A 23466-nucleotide genomic window follows, 5' to 3' on the forward strand; every position below is an offset into this window, starting at 1 on the left:
TAGGTTTTTGATTTGTTAATTTATACTCACATTTATTTAAAACCTTATTAATAGAGGCTTCGCAATAATAAAATAGTTTTGCAACAGAAAAATAAAAAGTATTAAAAATGAAAAAAAAACTACTTACAGTTGCGATGCTGGCTTTCCTTACAAGCTCTGCAATACAAGCTCAGACTACAATTTTTGGACTTCAAAGTTCATGGCGTTTTAATGACGCAGACGTTGCACTTCCTGCAACATGGAAAAACTCCAATTATGATGTTTCTACTTGGTCTTCAGGAAACGGACCATTAGGATACGGAGATCCTGTAACAACAGCTTTCATATCGGGTGTTGACACAGCTTATCTTACGAAAGATTTCACAGTAAATTTGGCAGATTTAACCAACACAATGGAATTTGGAGTAAGAAGAGATGATGGTATTATTGTTTATTTAAACGGTGAAGAAGTAATCAGAGACAATATGCCTTCGGGAACAGTTTCTCACAGTACTTTTTCGAGTACAACCATTGATGGTGCTGCAGAAACGGCAATTAATGTTTTTTCTATTGCTAAAAATAAATTTGTACAAGGAGTTAACAGAATTTCAATCGAATTACACAACAGAAGTGCTTCGAGTTCTGATTTAACTATTGATGCTTATCTTAAAACGGTTGTTACAACACCTACACCTCCTGCAAATACTTGTACAGGAACTCATATCAGTTGCTTTACATCAATTGTTCCTACTGGTCAAACTGCAAAATTAATTATTCCTGCAGAGCATAGATTTCAAATGATTCTTAAAGAAGGTGATGCTTATACAGAAGGTGGAGGATTAGTCGGAGGACAAAACGATTTTACAGGTTATGTTCCTAAAAATACAAGCAGTGAAAACGGTTATTTATCTGTAAATCATGAAACCAATCCTGGTGGAGTGACAATGGCTGAAATTAATTATAATACTTCTACAAAACTTTGGCAGTTAACAAAATCAAGAGGTGTAAGTTTTTCTGCTACAAGTTTGGTACAAACAATCAGAAACTGCTCTGGAGGAGTTACACCTTGGGGAACAATTGTTACCGCTGAAGAGTCTGTTACAGGAAACGATACCAATGCAGACGGATACAAAGATTACGGCTGGTTGGTTGAAATTGATCCTGCAACAGCTCAGGTTATGTCTCACAATACCAATGGAACCAAAGATAAACTTTGGCAGATGGGAATTATGAATCACGAAAATGTAGTGATTAACAATGCGGGAACTACAGCATATTACGGCGAAGATGGCGGAACAAACATGGTTTATAAATATGTAATGGATACGCCAAACAATCTTGCATCTGGAAATTTATATGTATTGAAATTAGATCAGGGATTATCAAACGGAGATCCGGTTGTAACGACTGCATCATGGGTTCAGATTCCTAACAAAACTCAGGCTGACCAAAATAATACAACAGCTTTAGCACAATCTCTTGGTGGAACATCATTTAACGGTATTGAAGATGTTGAAATAAGCCCACTTGACGGAAAAGTTTACTTTACAGCAAAGGGCTTGAATAAAGTTTACAGTATGCAGGACAACGGAAGTACTCTTTCACAAGTAGAAGTGTTCGTTGGCGGATTAAATACACAATATTCATTCAACACCGCTCAAGGAGTTAAAACAGAAACTTGGGGTGATGGTAATGATAACTTAACATTTGACGAACTTGGAAATCTTTGGGTTCTTCAGGATGGCGGGAAAAATTATATTTGGGTAGTTGCGCCGACTCACACTCAGGCAAATCCTAATGTAAGACTTTTTGCTTCTATGCCTGCAGGTTCAGAACCAACAGGATTGACGTTTACTCCAGATCATAAATTCGGGTTTTTCTCTGTTCAGCATCCGGATTCTACGATTTCTACAGATATTGACGCAACTGGAAATATAATCGATTATAAAGGTAAATCTGCGACAATGGTTATAGCGCTTCAGCAGTTTTTAGGAGCAAGCGGAACTTTAGGAACCACAGAAGCTGTTACCCAGACAGAAGTTACAGTTTCTCCGAATCCTACTTCAGGTTTGGTAAAAATAAATTCTCCAAAAGCACTTAAAAACCTTTCTGTAACAGCTTACAGTATGGATGGTAAAATTGTTTACAGCAAGAAGTTTACAGGATCAAATTCTTCATTAGAATTAGATTTCACTTCTCAACTTCAGGTTTCAAGAGTTTTGATGTTGAACATCGAAGCAGACGGTTTCCAGAAAACTGTAAAAATTCTTAAAAAATAATTACTAACTTTCTTTCTCAGCTGCCGACATTTTCTTTGTCGGTGGCTTTTTTTATTATGAAAAAACTACTTTATCTCATTACAATATTTTCTTTGTCAAATATTTACGCACAGATTGATCCTTTAAAATATCCTACTTACACAGACATAGAGGATGCTTTAAAAAGCGATAAAACCATTTACAGCATGAGTTTTAGAGATAAAGGTATTTTCAATGTTTCTCCTGAGCTTTCAAAAATGGATTCTCTTTTTTTTCTGAATTTAATGGGAAATAAACTAGAGAAAATGGATGATGAAATTTTTAAGCTTAAAAAACTTGAAATATTGAATTTAAATGCAAACAGCATTAAATTTATTCCTGACGAAATTGGCGAACTGACAAATCTGACAAGTTTCTCGATGAATTTGAATAGCTTAACAAAAGTAAATAAGAATTTCTCAAAACTTCAAAATCTAAAAGTTGCTCATTTTGATGCCAATAATCTGAATGTTTTTCCTGAAGCTTTAATTAAAATATCAGCGTTGGAGGAAATCAATCTTTCCAGTAACCAAATTAGTTTTGTAGCAAAAGATTTAGATCAGATTAAAAATTTAAAATATCTCAATCTTGCAGCCAATCAAATCAATGATTTAACAGATGTGAAATTTCCTGAAAAGCTGAAATATCTTGAATTACAACAAAATTCAATCGTAAAACTACCGGAAATAATGTTTAAATCTAAAAATCTGGAGTTTTTAAATGTTAGTGAGAATAATCTTAAAGAAATTTCGCCAAAAGTAAAAGGATTAAGAAGTGTTGTCAGCATGAATCTTGCACACAATCAGTTGAAAGACCTTCCTAAAGAATTCGCTCAATTGAAAAATCTTAAAACCCTTATTTTGGCAGGAAATCCGATGGATAAATCAACAATAGAAAAGCTTAAAGCTTTGATGCCTCAAACACAGATTTATTTTTAAATTATCCGCCGACTCTTTTCGTTTTGTAACCCAAATCTTTCAGAATTGCCATGATTTTATAACGGTTATCACCCTGAATGATAATGGTGTTATCTTTTTCAGAACCACCGATTCCTAAAGTGGTTTTTATTTTTTTTGAAATCTTTTTCAAATCTTCTTCGCTGCCTTCCCAACCTTCAACAATCGTTACAGGTTTTCCGTTTCTGCCTTTCTTTTCAAATTTGCAAACCAAAGGTTCCTTCTGCTTAAATTCTTCTTCAGGCATATGAAAATCCTGCTCTTCATGCTGAGGAAAAAGGTTTTTTAATTGATCTCGTAAATCCATAAAGCAAAATTATAAATAAAACTTTATTGATTATAATTTTCGTTGAAGCTTTTCAGCATTTATAAGAAATTTAAGTTCTAAAATTCTCGAATTCATCATAAAATCAATAAATTTGTTTGTTTAAAAATCAAAATAAAATGTCTAAAAAAGCAATATTGGCAATACTTGACGGATGGGGTTTGGGAACAAATCCTAACGTTTCTGCACTCGATCAGGCAAATACACCATTTATAGATAGCTGTTATCAGAAATTTCCTCACACCACTTTAGAAGCAAGCGGTTTGGCAGTTGGTCTTCCGTTGGGACAGATGGGAAATTCTGAAGTGGGGCACATGAATTTGGGAGCAGGTAGAGTAGTGTACCAAAATTTGGTAAAACTAAATATGGCTGTCGAAAACGGAACTTTAGGACATGAAAAAGTAATTCAGGAAGCTTTTGCTTATGCAAAATTGGAAAATAAAAATGTCCACTTTATCGGTTTGGTTTCCAACGGTGGAGTACATTCGCATATCAATCATTTAAAAGGATTATTGTCTGCTGCGAAAGATTTTGGCTTAAATGAAAATGTTTATGTTCATGCTTTTACAGACGGTAGAGATTGCGATCCCCATTCAGGTTTAGGATTTATTGAAGAACTTCAGAATCATATGAACGAGACAACGGGTGAATTAGCTTCTGTTACCGGAAGATATTTCGCAATGGATCGTGACAGAAGATGGGAACGTGTGAAATTGGCTTACGATGCAATGGTAGAAGGGGTTGGTTTGCAGACTACAAATGCTTTAGCTGCAATTAAAGCTTCTTATGACGAAAATGTTACAGATGAATTCATCAAACCAATTATTTTAGTTAAAGAAACTCAGATTGGAAACGTTGTTCCTGTCGGAAAAATAGTTGATAATGACGTTGTGATTTGCTTCAATTTCCGTACAGACAGAGGTCGTGAGATTACAGAAGTTCTTTGTCAGCACGATATGCCTGAATATTTTATGCGAAAGCTAAATCTTCATTATGTAACATTAACCAATTACGATAAAACCTATCAAAATGTAAATGTAGTTTTTGATGAAGAAGTTTTAAAAGATACGATGGGAGAAGTTTTAGAGAGAAATGGGAAAACCCAGATCAGAATTGCTGAAACAGAAAAATATCCTCACGTTACATTTTTCTTTTCGGGAGGTCGTGAAGAGCAGTTTCATGGTGAAAAAAGATTGCTTTGTCCAAGCCCAAAAGATGTTCCTACTTACGATTTGAAACCCGAAATGTCTGCATACGAAATTACCAATTCAATTTTACCGGAATTGGAAAATGAAACCGCTGATTTTATCTGTTTAAATTTTGCAAATACAGATATGGTTGGTCACACAGGAGTTTTCGAAGCCGCCGTAAAAGCAGCTGAAACAGTAGATAAATGTATCGAAAAAGTGGCAACGATGGCTTACGAACATGGTTATGCGGTTTTCATTTTGGCAGATCATGGAAATTCTGATGTAATGATTAATTCAGATGGCTCTCCAAACACACAGCATTCGACCAACTTGGTTCCGTTAATTGTAATGGATAAAGAAAAAAACTGGGATTTAAAGCCAGGAAAATTAGGCGATGTAGCACCAACCATTTTATCGGTAATGGGTGTTGAAATTCCAGCAGTTATGACAGGAGATATTTTAGTGAGCTAAAATTGAGTAATAATACTGTAAAAATACCGTTATCATAGTGATAGCGGTATTTTTTATGATTTATGTCAGAAATAGTATGAGTCACATATTATATTATGTCACAAATAATAAATAAATCTTATCTTTGTAAATTATAAATTTATATTATTGATGTATAATGCGCTCGTAAGAAAAGAAGTAATGGGTATTTTGGAAAAGGAAGTTGGTTCTTTTCTCGATAAGTTTTTGACTCCAATTGAAAAAATCTGGCAGCCTTCAGATTATTTACCAGATCCTTCTAGCTCTGATTTTAAATATGATTTAGAAGAAATTCAAACTTTCGCTCAAGAAATGCCTTATGATCTTTTTGTAACATTGATTGGGGATTGTATTACTGAAGAAGCTTTACCTTCTTACGAATCTTGGCTAATGAGCGTTGACGGAATTGATCAGGAAAAAAGTGGACCGAGTTGGGCAAGCTGGATCAGATCTTGGACTGCCGAAGAAAACAGACACGGTGATTTACTTGGTAAATACCTGTATTTATGTGGTAGAGTCAACATGAGACAGATGGAAATTACCACTCAATATCTGATTAGTGATGGTTTTGATATCGGAACAAGTATGGATCCTTACAGAAATTTCATCTACACAAGTTTTCAGGAAACAGCAACCAACGTTTCTCATAGAAGAGTAGGTACATTGGCAAAACAAACAGGAAACGGAAAACTGGCAAAAATGTGCGGTGTAATTGCAGCAGATGAAGCAAGACACGCAAAAGCTTACAAGCATTTTGTAGCAAAAATATTAGAACTAGATCCTTCAGAAATGATTTTAGCGTTTGAAGATATGATGCGCAAAAAAATTGTTATGCCGGCTCACATGATGAGACAATCTGGTCAAAAAGCTGGTGAACTTTGGGGACATTTCTCAGATGCAGCACAAAGATGTATGGTTTACACAGGTCAGGATTATATCAATATTATGAAAGATCTTTTGGACGAATGGAAGATTGAGCATATTACCGGTCTTACTGAAAAAGCTGAAAAAGCACAGGAATACTTGATGAAACTTCCATCAAGATTACAGAAAATCACAGATAGAATTTCTACTCCTGATTTACAGTATGAATTCTCTTGGGTTAAAAAATAATTAGATTTTAACAATAAATTATAAATTGGAGTGTCGAATGTTTTTCGGCACTCTTTTTTTTATTTACTATCTTTGCCCAGCTAAAAACGCAACAAAATGTTAAATAATAAGAAAATTGCTGTTGATTTTGACGGAACTATCGTAGACGATGCATATCCGGCGATTGGAAAAGCTAAAATTTTCGCTTTCGAAACCCTTAAAAAACTTCAGTCTCAAGGTTTTAGACTGATACTTTGGACATACAGACACGGAAAAACTTTAGATGAAGCTGTAGAATTCTGCAGACAGAATGGTATTGAGTTCTACGCAATTAACTCAAGTTTTGAAGGAGAAGTTTTTGATTCTGAAGCACAGTCGAGAAAATTAGATGCCGATTGGTTTATTGATGACAGAAATCTTGGTGGCTTTCCGGGTTGGGGAGAAATCTATAACATCATCAACGAAAGAATTGAATTCCGTGTTGAAGGTAAAGAAGTATTAGCTTATTCAAAATTAAAAAAAGAAAAGAAAAAAGGATTATTCTGGTAGAAATTGAGAAGTTAGAAGCTAGATGTTAGAATTTAGTTTATAATTTCTACTTTTAATTAAAAATTGATCAGAAAATATAGGTGCTTAGAAATTTATCAGAACTTATAAATATTCATAAAGCTGTAAGTCTAACTTCTAACATCTAGTATCTAACATCTAAACAAAAAAATGATTCAATTAAAAACGATAGACGAACTTCGTCTTATGAAAGAAAGTGCCCAATTGGTTTCCAGAACATTAGGAATGTTGGCAAAAGAAATCAAACCGGGAATTACTACTTTATATTTAGATAAATTAGCACACGATTTTATTAAAGATCACGGTGCTGAACCAGCATTTTTAGGATATGGAGGTTTTCCAAATTCTCTTTGTATCTCACCAAACGAACAAGTTGTTCACGGTTTTCCAAATAAAGAAGAAATTAAGGAAGGAGATGTACTTTCTGTGGATTGTGGTGCAATTCTTAACGGTTACGTTGGTGATCATGCTTATACTTTTGAAATTGGTGAAGTAAAGCCTGAAACTAAAAAATTACTGAAAGTTGCTAAAGAATCTCTTTACAAAGGGATTGAGCAATGCATTAGAGGAAAAAGAATCGGAGATATTTCTCATGCTATTCAACAGCATTGCGAGAAAGAAGGTTATGGTGTGGTGAAAGAGCTTGTTGGTCACGGTTTAGGCAAGAAAATGCACGAAGATCCTCAAGTTCCGAATTACGGGAAACAGGGAAGTGGAAAAGTTATAAAAGATGGTTTGGCAATTGCTATCGAACCGATGATTAATTTGGGAACTGAAAAAGTTAAATTCCACAATGACGGTTGGACGGTTACAACACTTGATAATCAGCCTTCTGCACATTTTGAGCATGACGTTTGTGTAATCAATGGTAAACCGGTTTTGCTTTCAACTTTTGATTATATTTACGAGGCTTTAGGGATTGTAAGTGATGAAGAAAAGCGATTTCAATTGGATTTTTAATGAAAAGGCTGACTAAGTTTTTATTAAATAAAGTTCCACGTCCTATGCTTATTAAAATGAGTATTTGGGCGCGACCTTTGATTTATCAATTCTTTAAAGGTGATCAATTTTTTGATCCTATTGATGGCAAGTCATACCGAAAATTTCTTCCTTACGGATACGGAAAGCAAAGGGAAAATGCATTATCTCCCGGAACTTTGAGTCTTGAGAGACACCGCCAAATGTATCTTTATCTTCAGAATGAAACCGATTTTTTCATTAAAAATTATAAAGTTTTACATATTGCTCCCGAACAGGAATTTTTGAGAAAATTTAAAAGAATGAGCAATCTCAACTATATTTCGGCAGATTTGTATTCGCCGATTGTAGATGTAAAAGCAGATATTTTAAATTTACCTTTTGAAAATGAGAGTTTTGATATCATCTTTTGTAATCATGTTTTGGAACATATTCAGGATGATGCAAAAGCAATGAGTGAGTTATACAGAGTGATGAAACCTGGAGGTTGGGGAATTTTACAGGTTCCGATGAAAAACTCTTTGGAGAAAACTTATGAAGATTTCACCATTACAGATCCAAAAGAACGACAAAAACATTTCGGACAGTATGATCATGTTCGCTGGTACGGAATGGATTATTTTGACCGTTTAAAAAGCGCTGGTTTTGAAGTTGAAGCAAACTTTTATTCTCAAGAGTTTTCCGATGAAGAAATAAGAAAATATGGTTTAAGACAAAACGAAATTTTACCAATCGTTTTAAAGAAATAAAAAAAGGCTTCAAAATTTGAAGCCTTTTTTGTTTGTTAAATAAGATTTTAATTCTTAATAAAAAATTCAGATTTAAAATTTTCAATATTTAAAAGATATTGACCTTTTTGAAAATTACTTACATCTACTTTCAATGTTTTCCCTGAAGATAATGTTTCAAATAATAACTTTCCGGATAGATCATAAATTTTCACTTTTAAATTTTTCTCTAAATCTTCAACAACCAAAAAGTCGCTTGAAGGATTTGGATATATTTTAAATGATTTTTTCATAGCAATATCCTTTGTCCCAAGAAATGCACTGTTGTAATATACTTTATTTCCATTTGCCGAATTTGTAACAATAAGTATTTTATAAGAACCGTTATTTACAATTTCATAATTAAAAACAGTTCCATTGGGAACGTTTCCTGAAGAAGGAATACTGCCTACGTAAAAGTCACAATGTTTTTGGTCATATTCCTGTGCAGCTTGCATATTGGTTCCGTGATAATCGGCAAAAGTACAACCTCCACCATTTTTTGTAAAAGAATTCTGTGTCTGTGAAAAGCTAATATTTACTCCTGCAGTATTAAAATATTGAGAATTAAAAACATATCCTGAACTGTTCTGAATAAATGCAGAGTTTGGTAATCCTTGAGACATTGCAGGCGAAGTTGTTGTTTGTCCATTTAAGGTTATCTGCGAAATGTACCAATTGTTGTTGAAAAGATCTGCATTCTGAGCAAAGGCGAGATTACTTGCTATTGTTAAAAAGAGTAGGGCTTTTTTCATGATTATTTTTCTTTTAAAGATACAAAAATAAACTATTCTACAAAAGGTGATAAAAATTAATATTTGTTAAAATTAAATTTTATCAAAACTATTTTTAATACGAAACGGCTTTCAAGCCAACTACAGAGCCAATCAATGTACATATGAAAAATATTCTCCAAAAACTTGCGGGATCTTTAAATACTAAAATTCCAACCAATGCAGTTCCTACAGCGCCAATTCCGGTCCAGACTGCATAAGCGGTTCCAATTGGTAGAGTTTCTGTGGCTTTGATGAGTAAAAGCATTGAGATTGTTAAACAAACTAAAAATCCTCCAAACCACCAATACATTTCGTTTCCGGTTGTTTCTTTTACTTTTCCCAGGCATGATGCAAAAGCCACCTCAAATAATCCTGCAATGATTAAAATAATCCAGTTCATTCTTAAATAATTTTATACCACAAATTTGAGATTTTAAACTGGTTTAAAATTTTACAAATGTTAAAAAATGAACTTTTTCAAACTCATAATTTATAATTCATCACTCAAAACTCATTTCATTTCTGCACGAATTCTACTCAAGCTAACCTGCGTAATTCCCAAATAAGAAGCAATATGACCAAGCTGAACTCTTTGCAGTAAATAGGGTTTTTCTTTGAGTAAGTCTTTATATCGCTCCAAAGCCGTTTTATATTGTCTGGAAATAATTAATTCTTCCGTTTTCACCAATTCTCGTTCAGCAAATTTCCGTCCCCAATTTGCAATGTAAATATCTTCATTAAATAAAATTTTTAGCTTTGAAGTTTCCAAAACATAAAAATCGCAATCTTCCAGAAGCTCTATACTTTCGTAACCCGGTTTTTCATCTACATAACTTTTCATAGAAACTACGGGTTCGCCTTCAGTTCCGAACCAAAAAGTAATATCATTATTTTCGGTTGATGCATAAGCGCGAACAATTCCTTTTTTTAGAAAATAAATATAGGAAACAACTTTATTGGCTTCCATCAAACAAAATCCTTTTGGGTGGCTGATTTCAGAAATATGTTGGGTTAAATTGAATTTAGACAATTCCGGAAGCGGAAAGATATTATTGATGATCTGATCGATTTCCATGAGAAAGTCAGGATTAATTATTTTTCAAAAATAGACTTTTTTAAGCATCTAATTTTAGATATAGTCCAAAATCCAAATTTTGTTTTAGTAACTTTGCAAATCGTAATAAAAGCGATTTAATTTTTTTATATGCATAAAGCAGGATTTGTAAATATCGTTGGAAAGCCAAATGCCGGAAAATCAACACTCTTAAATCAATTGATGGGAGAGAAGTTGGCTATCGTAACGCAGAAAGCTCAGACAACTAGACATAGAATTTTTGGAATTTATAATGAAGAAGACTTACAGATTGTATTTTCTGATACTCCCGGAGTTTTGGATCCGAAATACGGTTTGCAGGAAAAAATGATGGATTTTGTGAAGGATTCTTTACAGGATGCAGACGTTTTTCTTTTCATTGTAGATGTTACTGATAAAGCTGAACCATCTGAATTTTTAATTGATAAATTAAACAAAATCCCAGTTCCGGTTTTATTATTATTAAATAAAATTGACCAAACCAATCAGGAAGGTCTTGAAAAAATAGCAACAGAATGGCATGAAAGAATTCCTAAAGCTGAAATTCTTCCTATTTCTGCATTAAATGCTTTTAATCTTGATATTATTTTACCAAAATTAAAATCAATGCTTCCTGAAAGTCCTGCGTACTATGATAAAGATATGTACACCGATAAACCGGAGCGTTTCTTCGTAAATGAGGCAATCAGAGAAAAAATTCTCTTAAATTATGAAAAAGAAATTCCTTATTCGGTAGAAGTTGTAACAGAAATGTTCAAAGAAAAAGAGGGAATTATCTTTATCGATTCTATTATTTATGTAGAAAGAGATACTCAAAAAGGGATCATCATCGGTCATAAAGGTGAAGCAATTAAGAAGGTTGGAACTGAAGCAAGAATTGATTTGGAGAAATTCTTTGCTAAAAAAATCCATTTGAATCTTTTTGTAAAAGTGAAAAAAGACTGGAGAAAAAACGACAGAGATTTAAAGAATTTTGGGTACAGATAGACTAAAAAGTCAATATCCATCGTTGTATTAAAAGATTTTTATTATCTTTAATTTAAATTTTCATACAATGAGCTACTTAAATACAAAAACTAATCCCATCATTTTAGATGTCGTTATATTTATTGTAAGATTGTTTGTAGGATTTGCGATGATTTCTCACGGATTTCCAAAACTTCAGACTTTAATTAATGGTGGCGAAATACAGTTTTATGATTTTCTTGGGCTAGGTTCTACCGTTTCGCTGATTTTAACGGTTTTTGCTGAATTTGTCTGTTCTATTTTTATTATTTTAGGATTATTCACAAGAGTTGCAGCAGGATTTTTACTGTTTACAATGATCATTGCAGGATTTGTAGTTCACGGAGCAGATCCGTTTGATAAAAGAGAATTGAGTTTATTATATCTTTCGATATATTTAATAATCATTTCTGTAGGTGCAGGAAAATTTTCTGTAGATCATATGATCGAAAAACGAAGAAGAGCTTCAGATTGGTAAAACAACATTATATAAAAAAAATCCCGAAACAACTTCGTTTCGGGATTTTTTATGCTTTAAACTTAAATGAATTAAGCTAATTTCTGAGAATCTGCAACAAACTGCGCCAATCCGCTATCCGTTAATGGATGTTTCAACAAACTCAAGATTGGAGGAAGTGGTGAAGTAATTACATCTGCACCAATTTTTGCACAATCAATGATATGCATTGAGTGACGGATTGAAGCTGCTAAAATTTCAGTTTCATACATATAATTATCAAAAATCAATCTGATTTCCTGAATTAAATTTAAACCGTCCGTTGTAATGTCATCTAATCTTCCCAAGAACGGAGAAACGTAAGTTGCACCCGCTTTTGCCGCTAAAAGAGCTTGTCCAGGAGAGAAAATCAAAGTACAGTTGGTTCTGATTCCTTTATCTGAAAAATATTTCAACGCTTTGATACCGTCTTTAATCATTGGGATTTTCACTACAATATTTGGGTGAATTGCAGCCAAATCATCACCTTCTTTGATCATTTCTTCGTAAGTTGTAGAAAGTACTTCAGCAGAAATATCTCCATCAACGATTTCGCAGATTGCTTTGTAGTGATTTTTAATTGCTTCAGAACCCTGAATTCCTTCTTTTGCCATTAATGATGGGTTGGTTGTTACACCATCCAAAATTCCTAGGTCTTTAGCTTCTTTAATTTGCTCTAAATTAGCAGTGTCAATAAAAAATTTCATTTTTTCTTAAATTATTATAGATTACACAAAGATAGACAATCCATTTTGAGTGCAAAATTATTTTGGCGAGTTAGCAAATTCTTAATTATTAAACCCAAATTTCGAATGAAATATTAACTTTGAGATTATGAAAAATCAATTCAAACCAAAACTGGAAATCATCGGAATCAATCCATTTGTCTACATTCCTCAAGAAATTTTAGAAGAAATATTTAAAACTTCAGGAAAAAATAAAAGTCCGATTCCTGTGAAAGGAACTGTAAACGGAAAAGAATTTAAGCAAAACCTAATGAAATATCTTGGAGAATGGCGCTTGTATATTAATTTAGCTATGTTAAAAGATTCTCCGAAAAGAATTGGTGAACTTCTTGAAATTTCTATCGAATTTGATGATTCTGACCGAACAATTTCAATTCATCCAGATTTAGATAAGGCAATAAAAGAAAATTCTGTTGTTCTTAAAAACTTCGAAAACTTAATTCCTTCGAGAAAGATAGAATTGATTCACTACATTAATAATTTAAAAACGGAAGCAAGCATTCAAAGAAATATTGAAAAGATTATTCGGCATTTAAATGGAGAAACAGATTTTTTTGGGAAAAATATCAAATAAAAAACCGAAGAAAATAAATTCTCCGGTTTTATTTTTATTATGAATTAAGAGCCTGACTCAATTTTACAGCATCCTGATTACTCGGATCATACTGTAAAGATTTTGCAATATGCTCTTTTGCTTTATCCGGACTATCTTTTTGCTCGTTAAAGGCAATAAAGAAATAGGCATAAGCTAAATTCTTTTTACTTGCTTCAATTTCTTCAGGCTTTACTGTTGCAACATACTTTTCGTAAGAAAGTTTGGCGTTCTCATTATCTTTTGCAGATTGGTATGAATAAGCCTGGCTGTAATAGGATGGAGCCCAATCCGGCAACTGTACAGATAATTTTTTCCATGTAGCAATTGCGTTTTGCCAATCTGTAGCATCTTGATAAGCTGTTGCCAATTTAGCAAGTGATTCTACATCTTTAGGATTGGTTTCAACTTGTTTTTTTAGTCCTTCAATCGTAGGATTTGTCTGTGCTTGAGTCGTTGTGATAGGTTCTGCAGTCTGTGCAAAAACAGCACCCGTACTTCCTAACATGATTAAACCTACAAATAATTGTTTGATATTAATTTTAACCGTTTTCATATTCTTTATTTTAAAATTACTATTGCTAATGTAGGAGTTACAAATTTATTTTTCTATAATTCTTTTAGAGCCTTTAAGCTTTTTTGGAGTTTTTTAACGGTTTTAATGTGATTTTTAGCGTAATTTTTGATTTATAAAAGCATTGAGTTTATCTTTGTTTTACATAATAATTCTATATTTTCATTTTATGAACGTAATATTAGCATCAACTTCCACGCTTTTCGGCGGAGAATATCTTGAATATTTAAGAGACGAATTAATTGAATTATATAAAGGAATCGATGAGATTATTTTCATTCCATTCGCAAGACCGGGCGGAATTTCACATGATGATTACACTGCAAAAGCAAAATATTTTTTCGAAACTATTAATATTAAAGTAAAAGGTTTGCATGAGTTGGAAGATAAAATTGAAGCTCTAAATTCAGCAAAAGGATATTTTACTGGCGGCGGAAACACTTTTTTGCTGGTTAAAACATTGCATGAAGAAAATTTGATGTCTGTTTTAAAGCAAAACATTGAAAACAGAAAAGCTTATTTAGGTTGCAGTGCAGGAAGCAATATCGGCGGACAAAACATGAAAACAACGAACGATATGCCGATTGTTTATCCACCGAGCTTTGATTGTATGGGATTGGTTCCGTTTAATATCAATCCGCATTATTTAGATCCAAATCCAGATTTAAAACATAATGGAGAAACGAGAGAAACCAGAATCAAAGAATTCCTAACTCAAAATAATATCAAAGTTGTCGGACTTCGTGAAGGAAACTGGATTCGCAAAATCGGCGACAAAATTACCGTTGAAGGAAATGAACTGACCAGAATTTTTGAGAAAGGGAAAGAGCCTTACGAAATTGAATCAGGAACAGAACTTTAATTATTATGGAATCTTCTAAAGACGCAATAGATCAATTTATTGAAAGCAATTTATCAAACTTTTCGATAAACGGTTCAGGGTGGCATTCGTTAATTCGAGACATGCTATATGAATTTTGTATTGCTGGCTGGAATTTAGATGAAAAAGTATTTGGAAAAGAAAAATTTGGAGGATTACGCTGTTATGTTTCTTCTCCGGATGAAGCTTTAAATAAAAAGATTCAGGAAATTAAAAGTAAATACATAAGACTCTCAGGAAAAACTTGTGAGAAATGCGGAAAGGAAGGAAAAGGTAGATTTGTAAATTCTTGGGAAACAACTTTATGCTTTGATCATTATTTGGAAACGATTAATATTCTTGAAATTGATAATGATGATGTGAAAATTAATGGCAAATATGTTTTTAATACGAATGAAATTAGTAGAATTGAGATTCGGAATTCCTACAGGCAAATAACATTATATATCTCATCTTCGTTTACAGATAAAGAAAAAACTTTCTACGTTGCCCGTTGGGAACCTAATTTTTATTTGTTATTAAATTCAATTCCTCAGCATTTTTTTTCAAATGAAGATAAGACATATACCAAGTCTATGTTTCAAAATCTTAAAGATTGTGAAATTTGTGGATATCAATCAGTTTTTGAAAATCGTTGCGTAAGATGCCTTAAAGAATCATGGAATAATTCCCTTTTAGAATATTATGACAATAAATTAGAATACATAAAAGAAATCCAGATGGATCTTTTTATCGATGAAGATGACAATGAAAAAGTTCGTCAGTTTGACAGATCATTTGAAAAACTTCCTGATCATAAAATTCTCTTTAATGGTGAAGAACTCGAAAAATATAAGAAAGAGTTACAAGAAATGGATTTATAAATAAAAATGCAATAATTAAAATTATATTTGAATAAACATTTCTTTACATGAAAAAATCGTTTGCCTTAATCATATTTTCCACACAAATTATTTTTGCTCAGATTATTGCTCAAAAATTAGATGATGCTACAAAAAACCTGATAAATTCTTCATTGGCAGTTTCATCCAATTTATCTTTTTATGTTTCAGATGAAAGTGGAAATTTAATTTATGAATTCCAAGGAAATAAAGGACTTTCAACAGCTTCAACGCAGAAGATTTTCACTGCAGCAGCAGCCTTGGAGACTTTAGGCAAAAATTACACATACAAAACAACTTCCTCTTATTCAGGAAATATTTCTAGTGGAAATCTAAACGGAAATCTATTTATTACCTCAAATGGCGATCCTACATTGGGAAGTTGGCGTTATGAAGGTTATAAGCCCGAAAATTTTAAACAGAAATTAATTGAAGCCGTAAAAAAATCAGGAATTACAAAAATTTCCGGTGATTTGATTATTGATGATTCTTATTTTGACCATCAGACAATTCCGGGAGGTTGGCCATGGGATGATTTGGGAAATTATTATGGAGCAGGAGTTTGGGGAGTTAATTGGCGCGAAAATCAGTTTGACATCAACATCAACGGAACAGATTTTAAAAGTTTTTCTTATCCTTTAGAAAATGTGAAATGGCTGAATGATCTTAAAGCTACAGGAAATTCAGATCAAAGTTTGATTTTCACAGCCCCACATTCTGATGTTGCTTTAATTAACGGAAGTTTACCATCAGGAAAAACGACAACTGTTTCAGGTTCTACACCAAATCCACCTTTGCAATTGGGCGTTGAAATTCAAAAATGGTTAAAAGAATCAGGAATTGAAATTTCAGGAAAAGTGGTAACCAATTCTCAATTGGAAATTGATGGTAAAAAATCTTTAGAAGCTCCAAAAAATAATGTTATTCTTACGTACGAATCGCCCACTTTAGATAAAATCATTTATTGGTTTTTACGAAAATCTGTGAATTTGTATGGAGAAAATTTAATTAAAACTTTAGGAAAAGAAAAGAAAGGAAATCCGAGTTTTAAAAGCGGAATTTCTTATCTAAATGAATTTTGGAAATCAAAAGGAATTAATCCAAATATGATTAATTTTGCTGATGGAAGCGGACTTTCACCACAAAATTATGTTTCAGCAAAAGCAGAAGTTCAGGCTTTAATTTATGCTAAAAAACAAACTTGGTTCGATTCTTACTATGATGGATTTCCAACTCAGGATAACGGTATGAAAATGAAAAGCGGAACCATGCGAGATACAAAATCTTATGCAGGTTATCACACTTCTAAAGATGGCAAAAAATATGTTTACGCCATTATCATTAATAATTATCAAGGAAGCGGAAGTACAGAATTGCAGAAAATTTTAAATGTTTTAAAATAAATCAGATTGAAAAAAAGATCCATTTTTGCCAGATTCAATAACTGGTTTATCTTTTCTTTGATGACCTTGGTTGTTGTATCCATCGTTATTACCTCTACCTTGGTTGTAAATTATTTGAAGAAAGATGAAGTAAAGCGAGTTGATATTTTGGTTAAAGCTTTAAAATTTCAACAGGATGTTACACCAAGCTTAGAAGTTCAGGAACTGCTTCTCGCAATTTACAGCTCAAATACTACGATTCCAATGATTATTTTAGATAAAAATGATCAGATTATAGAGTACAAACATCTGCCGCAAGAAGTTGGAGATGATTCTCAAAATATAATCGCCGAAGCGAAGATGATGGAGAAAAAATATCCAGCAATTGAAATAAAAGTTCAGGGAGGAAATGATCAGTTTGTATATTATGACAACTCCAGAATGTTGAATAATCTGCAGTATTTCCCTTTTCTTCTCGGATTTTTTGTGCTCTGCTATTTCCTGTTTTCATTCTGGTTTCTAAGAACTTTAAAAAAAACGGATGAAGGATATCTTTGGGCTGGTTTGGCGAAAGAAACGGCACATCAAATCGGAACTCCGTTATCATCAATGATGGGTTGGATGGAAATTATGAAGTTGGAAAATCCCGATTCTGATGGAGTTGTAGAAATTGAAAAAGATATTGAAAGACTTAGAACGATCTCTGAAAGATTTTCAAAAATCGGTTCGGTTCCTGAGTTGAATGATACGAATTTTAATGAAACCATTAAAGAAAATTACGATTATCTGAAAACGAGAATTTCTAAAAAAATCGATTTTACGCTTTTACTTCCAACATACAATATTTTAGTTCCGCATAATAAAATTCTGATGAGTTGGGTGATTGAAAATCTGGTTAAAAATGCCGTTGACGCCATGAAAGGCGAAGGGATTTTGCAGATGTCGGTATTTGAGCGCAATAAAAATATTTTAGTGGAAGTAAAAGATAACGGAAGCGGAATGACAAAATATCAAGCTCAAAATGCTTTCAAACCAGGATATTCAACTAAAAAACGAGGATGGGGATTAGGTTTAAGCTTAGCAAAAAGGGTAGTACAGGAATATCATAACGGAGATATTAAAATTTCTCAAACCGAAGTAGGAAAGGGCACAACCTTTAGAATTTTAATTAAAAAAGCATAAATAATTATTATTAAAAAATTGATAATTTAAGTTTAGATTAATCATTCTAAAACCTGTTTTTAAAACCTTAAAACAAAAGAAAAAATCACTATTTTTGAAACATGATTAGAGCGAGTAATATCCATAAATCTTATGGAGATCTGGAAGTATTGAAAGGAGTTGATATTCACATTAAAACGGGTGAAGTTGTTTCTATTGTAGGAGAATCCGGAGCCGGAAAATCTACGCTTCTTCAGATTTTGGGAACTTTAGATACTCCCACAAATCCTCAAAAATACGATACGGAGATTTTCTTGAATGATCAGCCTTTTATCTACATGAGCGATAAACAGATTTCAAAATTCAGGAATCAGAATATTGGTTTTGTATTTCAGTTTCATCAGTTGCTTCCTGAGTTTACTGCTTTAGAAAACGTTTTGTTACCTACAAAAATTGCCGGAGCCAACGAAAAAGAGACTTTAGAAAAAGCATATCATCTGTTTGAAGATTTAAAAATTGCCGAGAGAATTCATCATAAACCTAATCAATTATCGGGTGGTGAAGCGCAAAGAGTTGCCGTTGCAAGAGCTTTGATCAATTCTCCCAAAATTATTTATGCAGATGAACCAACAGGAAATTTAGATTCGAAAAACGCTGATGATCTTCACCGATTGTTTTTTGATTTAAGAGATAAATACAACCAGACTTTTGTGATTGTAACGCATAATCCGCAATTGGCAGAAATTACCGACCGTAAGTTGGTTATGAAAGACGGGTTAATCATTGAATAATTATTTTCAAAATGAAATCTTTACTTTTTGCGTTCCTTTTATTAATTTCCTGCAGTCAATCAAAAGCTCAGGAAAATATTGATGTTTTGCCAAAAGAGAAAATTTCTGAGTTGAGAGATTATATTAAAAACAAAGATTACAATCAGGATTTTGCAATTTTTATTAATTTTAAAGTTCATTCCGGGAAATACCGTTATTTTGTTTATGATTTAAAAAATAACAAAATTGTTCAAAAAGCAATTGTTTCTCACGGTTCAGGATCTGTAATTCCAAAATCAAATCAGCTTAAGTTTTCCAATGTTGAAGGATCTTATCAATCTTCTTTAGGAAAATACGAAATTAAAGAAAGTTATTCGGGACAGTTTGGAAAAGCCTATCGTCTAAAAGGTTTAGATTCAACCAACAGTAATGCGCTTCAACGTGCAATTGTACTGCATTCCTTTGGATGTGTTCCTGACCAAGAATCTCAAAATTTTGCTTGTTTAAGTTTAGGTTGTCCGATGCTTTCCGTAAAAGCTTTTAATCAAACAGCAAAGTTTTTAGACCAATCAAAAAAGAGCATCATTTTATATGCTTTTTATTAACTTAAATCTATAACCAGAAACCTTTAAACTAAATTCATGTCTATAAAATTTTTGGCAGAAGACGACAGACCGAGAGAAAAGTTTTTACTGAAAGGTAAAAATTCGTTATCCGATTCTGAACTTTTGGCAATCATTATGGGAAGTGGTAGTCGAGATGAAACGGCTGTTGAATTGGCAAGAAAAATATTAGCTTCAGTTAATAACAATTGGCACCAGTTAAGTTTACTGACGATAAAAGATTTAACTAAATTTAAAGGAATTGGTGAAGTAAAAGCTATTTCAATTGCAACAGCTTTGGAAATCGGAAGAAGAAGAGCAGCTCAGGAAATCCCTGAAAAACCTCAAATTTCGAGCAGTAAAGACGCCTATAATGTCTTAAAACTGCATTTATCAGATCTTAGAACAGAAGAATTTTGGGCACTTTTTCTGAATCAAAGCAATAAAGTAATTCACATTGCCCAACTTACTCAAGGTGGAATCAATCAGTCGATTGTAGATATCAGAATACTTTTTAAAACAGCTTTAGACCATTTTTCGACAGGAATTATAATTTCGCACAATCATCCGTCAGGAAATTTAAAACCAAGCGCAGAAGATATTAGCATAACCAAAAAAGTGAAAGAAGCAGGAAATTTGATGAATATTCAGCTTTTGGATCATTTAATTATTACCCAAAATTCATATCTGAGTTTTGCAGACGAAGGATTATTATGATTAGAAGATTAAAATATAATGAAATTGATTTTGAAAAATATGCTCAATGCCTTGAAAATTCTGCACAACGAAAATATTCTGCAACAAAAACGTTTTTAGATCTTACGTCCGATAAAAAATGGGAATTGCTGGTTTATAAAGATTATGAAGCGGTAATGCCTGTTCCTTATGTTTTTAAATCAAGAATAAAAATCGTTCATAATCCGATGCTTTGTCAGCAATTGGGAATTTTTTCTAAAGAAGATCATGTTGAAATTAATGAAGAATTTCTAAGCTTTTTAGAACAAAATTATCTGATAAGAATCTATATTTTTAATGAATTTAATCAGTTTAAAACATTATTAAAGCCTAAAAAAAACTTTCTTATTCTTCCTGATAATTACGAAACTGTTTATTCTAAATATTCTCCAAAAAGGAAAAGAAAATTAAGACTTGATGAAGATGTTTTGAGTAATTCTGAAATCAAAGAAATTAATTTTAACCAAGCTGAAAGCTTTATTAGAGGTAATTTATTGGGTGCTGATAAAGAAGAAGATATAGAATTGTTTATTTTAATTTTTAAAAATATGTTTGAAGCAGGCTGTTTGAAGTTCTCTGCTTTTTATCTTAATAAAAGAATTATCAACATTATTGTGACTTATTTTGATGATTTTACGGTAGCGCTTTTAGGGACTTTTAATGATAAAGAATCGGTTAAGATTTCAGGAGCTTCCGTATTGATAGACAATTGTATAAAAGAAAATATTCAGACGAAAATTTTTGATTTTGAAGGAAGTGATCTTCCCAATGTAGAAGAATTTTTCAGAGGTTTCAGACCCGAACTCCGTCCTTATCATGTTATCGATTATTCCAAAAAAGAAATTATCAAAAAATTGCTAAGCTTGAAGTTTATCATGAAACGGTAATTTAATCACGCTCTTTAGATTAGTTCTAAATATATTTCATAAATTTATACAAGTATTTTACAAACTAATAGCAATGCTAAAGAAGATTCGCAATTACAAATTGCCTTACATGATTTATAATTTTTTCAATAGAAAAAAATTACAGCATAATATCCCGCTTTATAAAAAATACGGACTCGATAAATCTTATTTTTCAAGTATTTCAAGCAAAGATTTTGCTCATTTACCAGAAAATGAGAGAAATTTTGATAAGGAAAAACTGTTCAACACAGAATTTTATAAGAATCTTTCCGAGGAAAATAAATTGAGTGCTGAAAGTTTTGACGATCAAGGTTTTTTAGTTTTAAGAAATTATTTGAAACCTGAAACCGCAGATCAAATCAATAATGAAATTGAAAAATTAATGAAAGATGGAAGAATAAAATTTCGTTATGGCGGAAAACTGATGTTTGTTATTCATCATTCAGAAATCATTAAAAATATTGGAAATGATAAGGATTTACTTGAGTTTTTGTCTGTTTTGATTGATGGTGATGCTAAATTGTTTCAAAGTATCAATTTCATCAATGGAAGTCAGCAAAAAACACATTCAGACAGTATTCACATGACGACATATCCTTTAGGCGGACTTCTCGGAGTATGGATTGCGTTGGAAGATGTGGATGAAATGAATGGTGCTTTGCATTATATTCCGGGAAGTCACAAACTACCATATTTCCTGAATTCTGATTATGATAATGAAGGAACAGCTTTTAAAATCGGTAAAAAAAGTTATCTAGCTTACGAAGAATTTCTTGAAAATAAAGTAAAAGAATTAGGACTGAAAAAGGAAATTTTCAGAGCTAAAAAAGGTGATCTTTTGGTTTGGCATGCGAATATTCTTCATGGCGGAGAACCACATTTAGACAAAACCAAAACCCGAAAAAGTCTTGTTTATCACTATTTTGATGAGAAAAGTATATGTTATCATGAAGTAACACAAAGACCTGCATTATTTGAGCTGTAAATTCAGAAAATATCATTAATTTTGCTTCCTCAAATTATGACAGATTTTTTAGACTATTTACCTTATGCAGCCGCATTAGTTATTGCAATTCCGTTTTTGGTTTTGCTGAGACAATTTGTGTATACTTACATCAACTTAAAAAATCAGGAGATAAAATTACTATCTGTAAAATCAAATTCTGAAAATAAAACCCATTCTTACGAAAGAATGACGCTTTTTTTGGAACGAATCAAACCTTCCAATCTTATTCTAAAATTTGATAAAGATTTGGCTGCTCATGAATTTGTATTTCTCACAGAGAAAACGATCACCGAAGAGTTTGAATATAATGCTTCCCAACAGCTTTATTTAACAAAAAATTCATGGCAGAATATCGTAGATTCTAAAAATGCAATCATAGATTTGCTTCACAAAACGTACGAAAGTCTTAACAACAATCCGAATCTTAACGAATATAAAACCGTTTTCATTATGAATTATATGAATGATAATGATTATATCGGTGCAACAATCGAAGATTTAAGGAGAGAAATTTTAATAATAGCTTAATTAAATAATAAATATAAATAATGATTCCAAATTTTAAAGCACATCCGTGGCATGGGATTTCTGCAGGAGAAGATGCGCCAAACGTTGTAAACGTATTCGTGGAAATAGTTCCTTCAGACACCATTAAATATGAAGTAGATAAAGAAACTGGTTACCTTAAAGTAGACAGACCTCAGAAATTTTCAAACATTATTCCTGCATTATACGGTTTTGTTCCAAGAACTTACTGTGACGCAGAAGTAATGAAATTGGCTGTAGAAAGTGGTGCAAGCGATGTTACAATGGGAGATCATGATCCTTTGGATATTTGTGTTTTAAGTTCGCATAATATTCATTCAGGAGGACTTTTGATGGAAGCTATTCCAATCGGAGGTTTCAAAATGATTGATGGAGGTGAAGCTGATGATAAAATTGTTGCTGTAATGGTAAGTGATCACGCTTTTGGACATTTCAGAGACATTTCAGAATTACCAGAAGCTGAAGTAAAAAGATTGATGCACTATTTCCTTACTTACAAAAACTTACCGGATGAGCCTGCAAAATGCAGAATTCAGGAGGTTTATGGAGCAGCTCATGCACATAAAGTAATTGTAGCTTCTCAAAAAGACTACTCTGACAAATACGGAGGTTAATTTGACAAAAAATTATCAATTGATATAGAAAGCAGGTGAATTTTCATCTGCTTTTTTGT

27 protein-coding genes are annotated in these 23466 nt (G+C 32.4%); 21 read left to right on the forward strand and 6 right to left on the reverse strand.

The genetic code is table 11. From position 1 onward, the window contains the following. Positions 1-107: 107 nt before the first annotated feature. Together OF897_RS12640 and OF897_RS12645 are read left to right on the forward strand one after the other, a co-directional pair. Positions 108-2258, forward strand: coding sequence for an alkaline phosphatase PhoX (locus OF897_RS12640; RefSeq protein WP_267266048.1), 2151 nt, complete (start codon positions 108-110; stop codon positions 2256-2258). A 56-nt stretch (positions 2259-2314) separates the two neighbouring features. Next, a complete protein-coding gene (locus OF897_RS12645; protein ID WP_267266049.1) occupies positions 2315-3214 on the forward strand; it encodes a leucine-rich repeat domain-containing protein in 900 nt (299 codons plus the stop codon). Position 3215: 1 nt separating this feature from the next. Here OF897_RS12645 and OF897_RS12650 read toward each other — a convergent pair whose 3' ends face one another. Beyond that, positions 3216-3539 carry a translation initiation factor gene (locus OF897_RS12650; RefSeq protein WP_267266050.1) on the reverse strand — a complete coding sequence of 108 codons (324 nt, stop codon included), beginning with the start codon at positions 3537-3539 and terminating at the stop codon, positions 3216-3218. Positions 3540-3676: 137 nt separating this feature from the next. Here OF897_RS12650 and gpmI point away from each other — a divergent pair, with 137 nt between their 5' ends. The 5 genes from gpmI (at position 3677) to OF897_RS12675 (ending at position 8622) form a co-directional block, all read left to right on the forward strand. Continuing rightward, complete coding sequence (gpmI, locus tag OF897_RS12655) at positions 3677-5218, forward strand: 2,3-bisphosphoglycerate-independent phosphoglycerate mutase (RefSeq protein ID WP_267266051.1); 1542 nt, start codon at positions 3677-3679, stop codon at positions 5216-5218. 150 nt (positions 5219-5368) lie between these two features. Further along, entirely contained in the window at positions 5369-6349 is a 981-nt protein-coding gene (locus OF897_RS12660) for an acyl-ACP desaturase (protein WP_267266052.1), read from the forward strand. Positions 6350-6445: 96 nt separating this feature from the next. Continuing rightward, on the forward strand, positions 6446-6877 hold the full coding sequence (locus OF897_RS12665) for a BT0820 family HAD-type phosphatase (RefSeq protein ID WP_267266053.1): 432 nt from the start codon (positions 6446-6448) through the stop codon (positions 6875-6877). 168 nt (positions 6878-7045) lie between these two features. After that, positions 7046-7855, forward strand: coding sequence for a type I methionyl aminopeptidase (map, locus tag OF897_RS12670; protein ID WP_267266054.1), 810 nt, complete (start codon positions 7046-7048; stop codon positions 7853-7855). Then, entirely contained in the window at positions 7855-8622 is a 768-nt protein-coding gene (locus OF897_RS12675; protein ID WP_267266055.1) for a class I SAM-dependent methyltransferase, read from the forward strand. Before map ends, OF897_RS12675 begins: the two co-directional genes overlap by 1 nt. A 47-nt stretch (positions 8623-8669) precedes the next feature. Here OF897_RS12675 and OF897_RS12680 read toward each other — a convergent pair whose 3' ends face one another. The 3 genes from OF897_RS12680 to OF897_RS12690 all read right to left on the reverse strand — a co-directional run bounded on the left by OF897_RS12680 (position 8670) and on the right by OF897_RS12690 (position 10491). Then, positions 8670-9395: a T9SS type A sorting domain-containing protein gene (locus OF897_RS12680; RefSeq protein ID WP_267266056.1), complete on the reverse strand. Its 726-nt coding sequence runs from the start codon at positions 9393-9395 to the stop codon at positions 8670-8672. 94 nt (positions 9396-9489) lie between these two features. Further along, positions 9490-9816, reverse strand: a complete 327-nt coding sequence (locus OF897_RS12685; RefSeq protein ID WP_267266057.1) for a DMT family transporter — start codon at positions 9814-9816, stop codon at positions 9490-9492. A 111-nt stretch (positions 9817-9927) separates the two neighbouring features. After that, positions 9928-10491 carry a Crp/Fnr family transcriptional regulator gene (locus OF897_RS12690; RefSeq protein WP_267266058.1) on the reverse strand — a complete coding sequence of 188 codons (564 nt, stop codon included), beginning with the start codon at positions 10489-10491 and terminating at the stop codon, positions 9928-9930. Between the two features lie 129 nt (positions 10492-10620). Between OF897_RS12690 and era the strand changes: the two genes are divergently transcribed. Both era and OF897_RS12700 read left to right on the forward strand, forming a co-directional pair. Continuing rightward, positions 10621-11496 (forward strand): GTPase Era, encoded by an 876-nt coding sequence (era, locus tag OF897_RS12695; protein ID WP_267266059.1) that lies wholly within the window; start codon positions 10621-10623, stop codon positions 11494-11496. A 67-nt stretch (positions 11497-11563) separates the two neighbouring features. Further along, the gene (locus tag OF897_RS12700) at positions 11564-11992 is read left to right on the forward strand and encodes a DoxX family protein (RefSeq protein WP_267266060.1); all 429 of its coding nucleotides are present in this window, start codon (positions 11564-11566) and stop codon (positions 11990-11992) included. Positions 11993-12063: 71 nt separating this feature from the next. Here the strand turns inward: OF897_RS12700 and fsa are convergent, their stop codons facing one another. Beyond that, positions 12064-12717 (reverse strand): fructose-6-phosphate aldolase, encoded by a 654-nt coding sequence (gene fsa, locus OF897_RS12705; protein ID WP_267266061.1) that lies wholly within the window; start codon positions 12715-12717, stop codon positions 12064-12066. Positions 12718-12844: 127 nt separating this feature from the next. Here fsa and OF897_RS12710 point away from each other — a divergent pair, with 127 nt between their 5' ends. Beyond that, positions 12845-13330 (forward strand): YdeI/OmpD-associated family protein, encoded by a 486-nt coding sequence (locus tag OF897_RS12710; RefSeq protein WP_267266062.1) that lies wholly within the window; start codon positions 12845-12847, stop codon positions 13328-13330. Positions 13331-13367: 37 nt separating this feature from the next. Here the strand turns inward: OF897_RS12710 and OF897_RS12715 are convergent, their stop codons facing one another. After that, positions 13368-13904, reverse strand: coding sequence for a tetratricopeptide repeat protein (locus OF897_RS12715; RefSeq protein WP_267266063.1), 537 nt, complete (start codon positions 13902-13904; stop codon positions 13368-13370). 187 nt (positions 13905-14091) lie between these two features. Here OF897_RS12715 and pepE point away from each other — a divergent pair, with 187 nt between their 5' ends. The 11 genes from pepE (at position 14092) to OF897_RS12770 (ending at position 23407) form a co-directional block, all read left to right on the forward strand. Further along, positions 14092-14784 carry a dipeptidase PepE gene (gene pepE / locus OF897_RS12720; RefSeq protein ID WP_267266064.1) on the forward strand — a complete coding sequence of 231 codons (693 nt, stop codon included), beginning with the start codon at positions 14092-14094 and terminating at the stop codon, positions 14782-14784. Positions 14785-14789: 5 nt separating this feature from the next. Further along, positions 14790-15665, forward strand: coding sequence for a hypothetical protein (locus OF897_RS12725; RefSeq protein ID WP_267266065.1), 876 nt, complete (start codon positions 14790-14792; stop codon positions 15663-15665). 47 nt (positions 15666-15712) lie between these two features. Beyond that, positions 15713-17086 carry a D-alanyl-D-alanine carboxypeptidase/D-alanyl-D-alanine endopeptidase gene (gene dacB, locus OF897_RS12730; protein ID WP_267266066.1) on the forward strand — a complete coding sequence of 458 codons (1374 nt, stop codon included), beginning with the start codon at positions 15713-15715 and terminating at the stop codon, positions 17084-17086. A gap of 6 nt (positions 17087-17092) precedes the next feature. Continuing rightward, complete coding sequence (locus OF897_RS12735) at positions 17093-18247, forward strand: sensor histidine kinase (protein ID WP_267266067.1); 1155 nt, start codon at positions 17093-17095, stop codon at positions 18245-18247. Positions 18248-18348: 101 nt separating this feature from the next. After that, the gene (locus OF897_RS12740) at positions 18349-19017 is read left to right on the forward strand and encodes an ABC transporter ATP-binding protein (RefSeq protein WP_267266068.1); all 669 of its coding nucleotides are present in this window, start codon (positions 18349-18351) and stop codon (positions 19015-19017) included. Positions 19018-19028: 11 nt separating this feature from the next. Then, positions 19029-19601 (forward strand): murein L,D-transpeptidase catalytic domain-containing protein, encoded by a 573-nt coding sequence (locus tag OF897_RS12745; RefSeq protein WP_267266069.1) that lies wholly within the window; start codon positions 19029-19031, stop codon positions 19599-19601. 36 nt (positions 19602-19637) lie between these two features. Beyond that, positions 19638-20315 carry a RadC family protein gene (gene radC, locus OF897_RS12750; protein WP_267266070.1) on the forward strand — a complete coding sequence of 226 codons (678 nt, stop codon included), beginning with the start codon at positions 19638-19640 and terminating at the stop codon, positions 20313-20315. Further along, positions 20312-21220, forward strand: coding sequence for a hypothetical protein (locus OF897_RS12755; RefSeq protein ID WP_267266071.1), 909 nt, complete (start codon positions 20312-20314; stop codon positions 21218-21220). Before radC ends, OF897_RS12755 begins: the two co-directional genes overlap by 4 nt. A gap of 109 nt (positions 21221-21329) precedes the next feature. After that, on the forward strand, positions 21330-22226 hold the full coding sequence (locus tag OF897_RS12760; protein WP_267266072.1) for a phytanoyl-CoA dioxygenase family protein: 897 nt from the start codon (positions 21330-21332) through the stop codon (positions 22224-22226). Positions 22227-22262: 36 nt separating this feature from the next. Beyond that, the gene (locus tag OF897_RS12765) at positions 22263-22775 is read left to right on the forward strand and encodes a DUF7935 family protein (protein ID WP_267266073.1); all 513 of its coding nucleotides are present in this window, start codon (positions 22263-22265) and stop codon (positions 22773-22775) included. A gap of 20 nt (positions 22776-22795) precedes the next feature. Then, positions 22796-23407 carry an inorganic pyrophosphatase gene (locus OF897_RS12770; protein ID WP_267266074.1) on the forward strand — a complete coding sequence of 204 codons (612 nt, stop codon included), beginning with the start codon at positions 22796-22798 and terminating at the stop codon, positions 23405-23407. Positions 23408-23466: the final 59 nt, after the last annotated feature.

Source organism: Chryseobacterium formosum, from assembly GCF_026460885.1.
Taxonomy (GTDB): domain Bacteria; phylum Bacteroidota; class Bacteroidia; order Flavobacteriales; family Weeksellaceae; genus Chryseobacterium; species Chryseobacterium formosus.

Excerpts from the sequence above, each read along its gene's own strand:
- OF897_RS12715 (WP_267266063.1), bottom strand. The coding sequence starts at position 13,904 with ATGAAAACGGTTAAAATTAATATCAAACAATTATTTGTAGGTTTAATC.
- fsa (WP_267266061.1), bottom strand. The coding sequence starts at position 12,717 with ATGAAATTTTTTATTGACACTGCTAATTTAGAGCAAATTAAAGAAGCT.
- OF897_RS12700 (WP_267266060.1), top strand. The coding sequence starts at position 11,564 with ATGAGCTACTTAAATACAAAAACTAATCCCATCATTTTAGATGTCGTT.
- OF897_RS12755 (WP_267266071.1), top strand. The coding sequence starts at position 20,312 with ATGATTAGAAGATTAAAATATAATGAAATTGATTTTGAAAAATATGCT.
- OF897_RS12640 (WP_267266048.1), top strand. The coding sequence starts at position 108 with ATGAAAAAAAAACTACTTACAGTTGCGATGCTGGCTTTCCTTACAAGC.
- era (WP_267266059.1), top strand. The coding sequence starts at position 10,621 with ATGCATAAAGCAGGATTTGTAAATATCGTTGGAAAGCCAAATGCCGGA.
- OF897_RS12770 (WP_267266074.1), top strand. The coding sequence starts at position 22,796 with ATGATTCCAAATTTTAAAGCACATCCGTGGCATGGGATTTCTGCAGGA.
- OF897_RS12760 (WP_267266072.1), top strand. The coding sequence starts at position 21,330 with ATGATTTATAATTTTTTCAATAGAAAAAAATTACAGCATAATATCCCG.
- OF897_RS12765 (WP_267266073.1), top strand. The coding sequence starts at position 22,263 with ATGACAGATTTTTTAGACTATTTACCTTATGCAGCCGCATTAGTTATT.
- OF897_RS12745 (WP_267266069.1), top strand. The coding sequence starts at position 19,029 with ATGAAATCTTTACTTTTTGCGTTCCTTTTATTAATTTCCTGCAGTCAA.
- OF897_RS12680 (WP_267266056.1), bottom strand. The coding sequence starts at position 9,395 with ATGAAAAAAGCCCTACTCTTTTTAACAATAGCAAGTAATCTCGCCTTT.
- OF897_RS12740 (WP_267266068.1), top strand. The coding sequence starts at position 18,349 with ATGATTAGAGCGAGTAATATCCATAAATCTTATGGAGATCTGGAAGTA.
- pepE (WP_267266064.1), top strand. The coding sequence starts at position 14,092 with ATGAACGTAATATTAGCATCAACTTCCACGCTTTTCGGCGGAGAATAT.
- OF897_RS12710 (WP_267266062.1), top strand. The coding sequence starts at position 12,845 with ATGAAAAATCAATTCAAACCAAAACTGGAAATCATCGGAATCAATCCA.
- OF897_RS12665 (WP_267266053.1), top strand. The coding sequence starts at position 6,446 with ATGTTAAATAATAAGAAAATTGCTGTTGATTTTGACGGAACTATCGTA.
- radC (WP_267266070.1), top strand. The coding sequence starts at position 19,638 with ATGTCTATAAAATTTTTGGCAGAAGACGACAGACCGAGAGAAAAGTTT.
- OF897_RS12645 (WP_267266049.1), top strand. The coding sequence starts at position 2,315 with ATGAAAAAACTACTTTATCTCATTACAATATTTTCTTTGTCAAATATT.
- gpmI (WP_267266051.1), top strand. The coding sequence starts at position 3,677 with ATGTCTAAAAAAGCAATATTGGCAATACTTGACGGATGGGGTTTGGGA.
- OF897_RS12690 (WP_267266058.1), bottom strand. The coding sequence starts at position 10,491 with ATGGAAATCGATCAGATCATCAATAATATCTTTCCGCTTCCGGAATTG.
- dacB (WP_267266066.1), top strand. The coding sequence starts at position 15,713 with ATGAAAAAATCGTTTGCCTTAATCATATTTTCCACACAAATTATTTTT.
- map (WP_267266054.1), top strand. The coding sequence starts at position 7,046 with ATGATTCAATTAAAAACGATAGACGAACTTCGTCTTATGAAAGAAAGT.
- OF897_RS12725 (WP_267266065.1), top strand. The coding sequence starts at position 14,790 with ATGGAATCTTCTAAAGACGCAATAGATCAATTTATTGAAAGCAATTTA.
- OF897_RS12660 (WP_267266052.1), top strand. The coding sequence starts at position 5,369 with ATGTATAATGCGCTCGTAAGAAAAGAAGTAATGGGTATTTTGGAAAAG.
- OF897_RS12675 (WP_267266055.1), top strand. The coding sequence starts at position 7,855 with ATGAAAAGGCTGACTAAGTTTTTATTAAATAAAGTTCCACGTCCTATG.
- OF897_RS12650 (WP_267266050.1), bottom strand. The coding sequence starts at position 3,539 with ATGGATTTACGAGATCAATTAAAAAACCTTTTTCCTCAGCATGAAGAG.
- OF897_RS12685 (WP_267266057.1), bottom strand. The coding sequence starts at position 9,816 with ATGAACTGGATTATTTTAATCATTGCAGGATTATTTGAGGTGGCTTTT.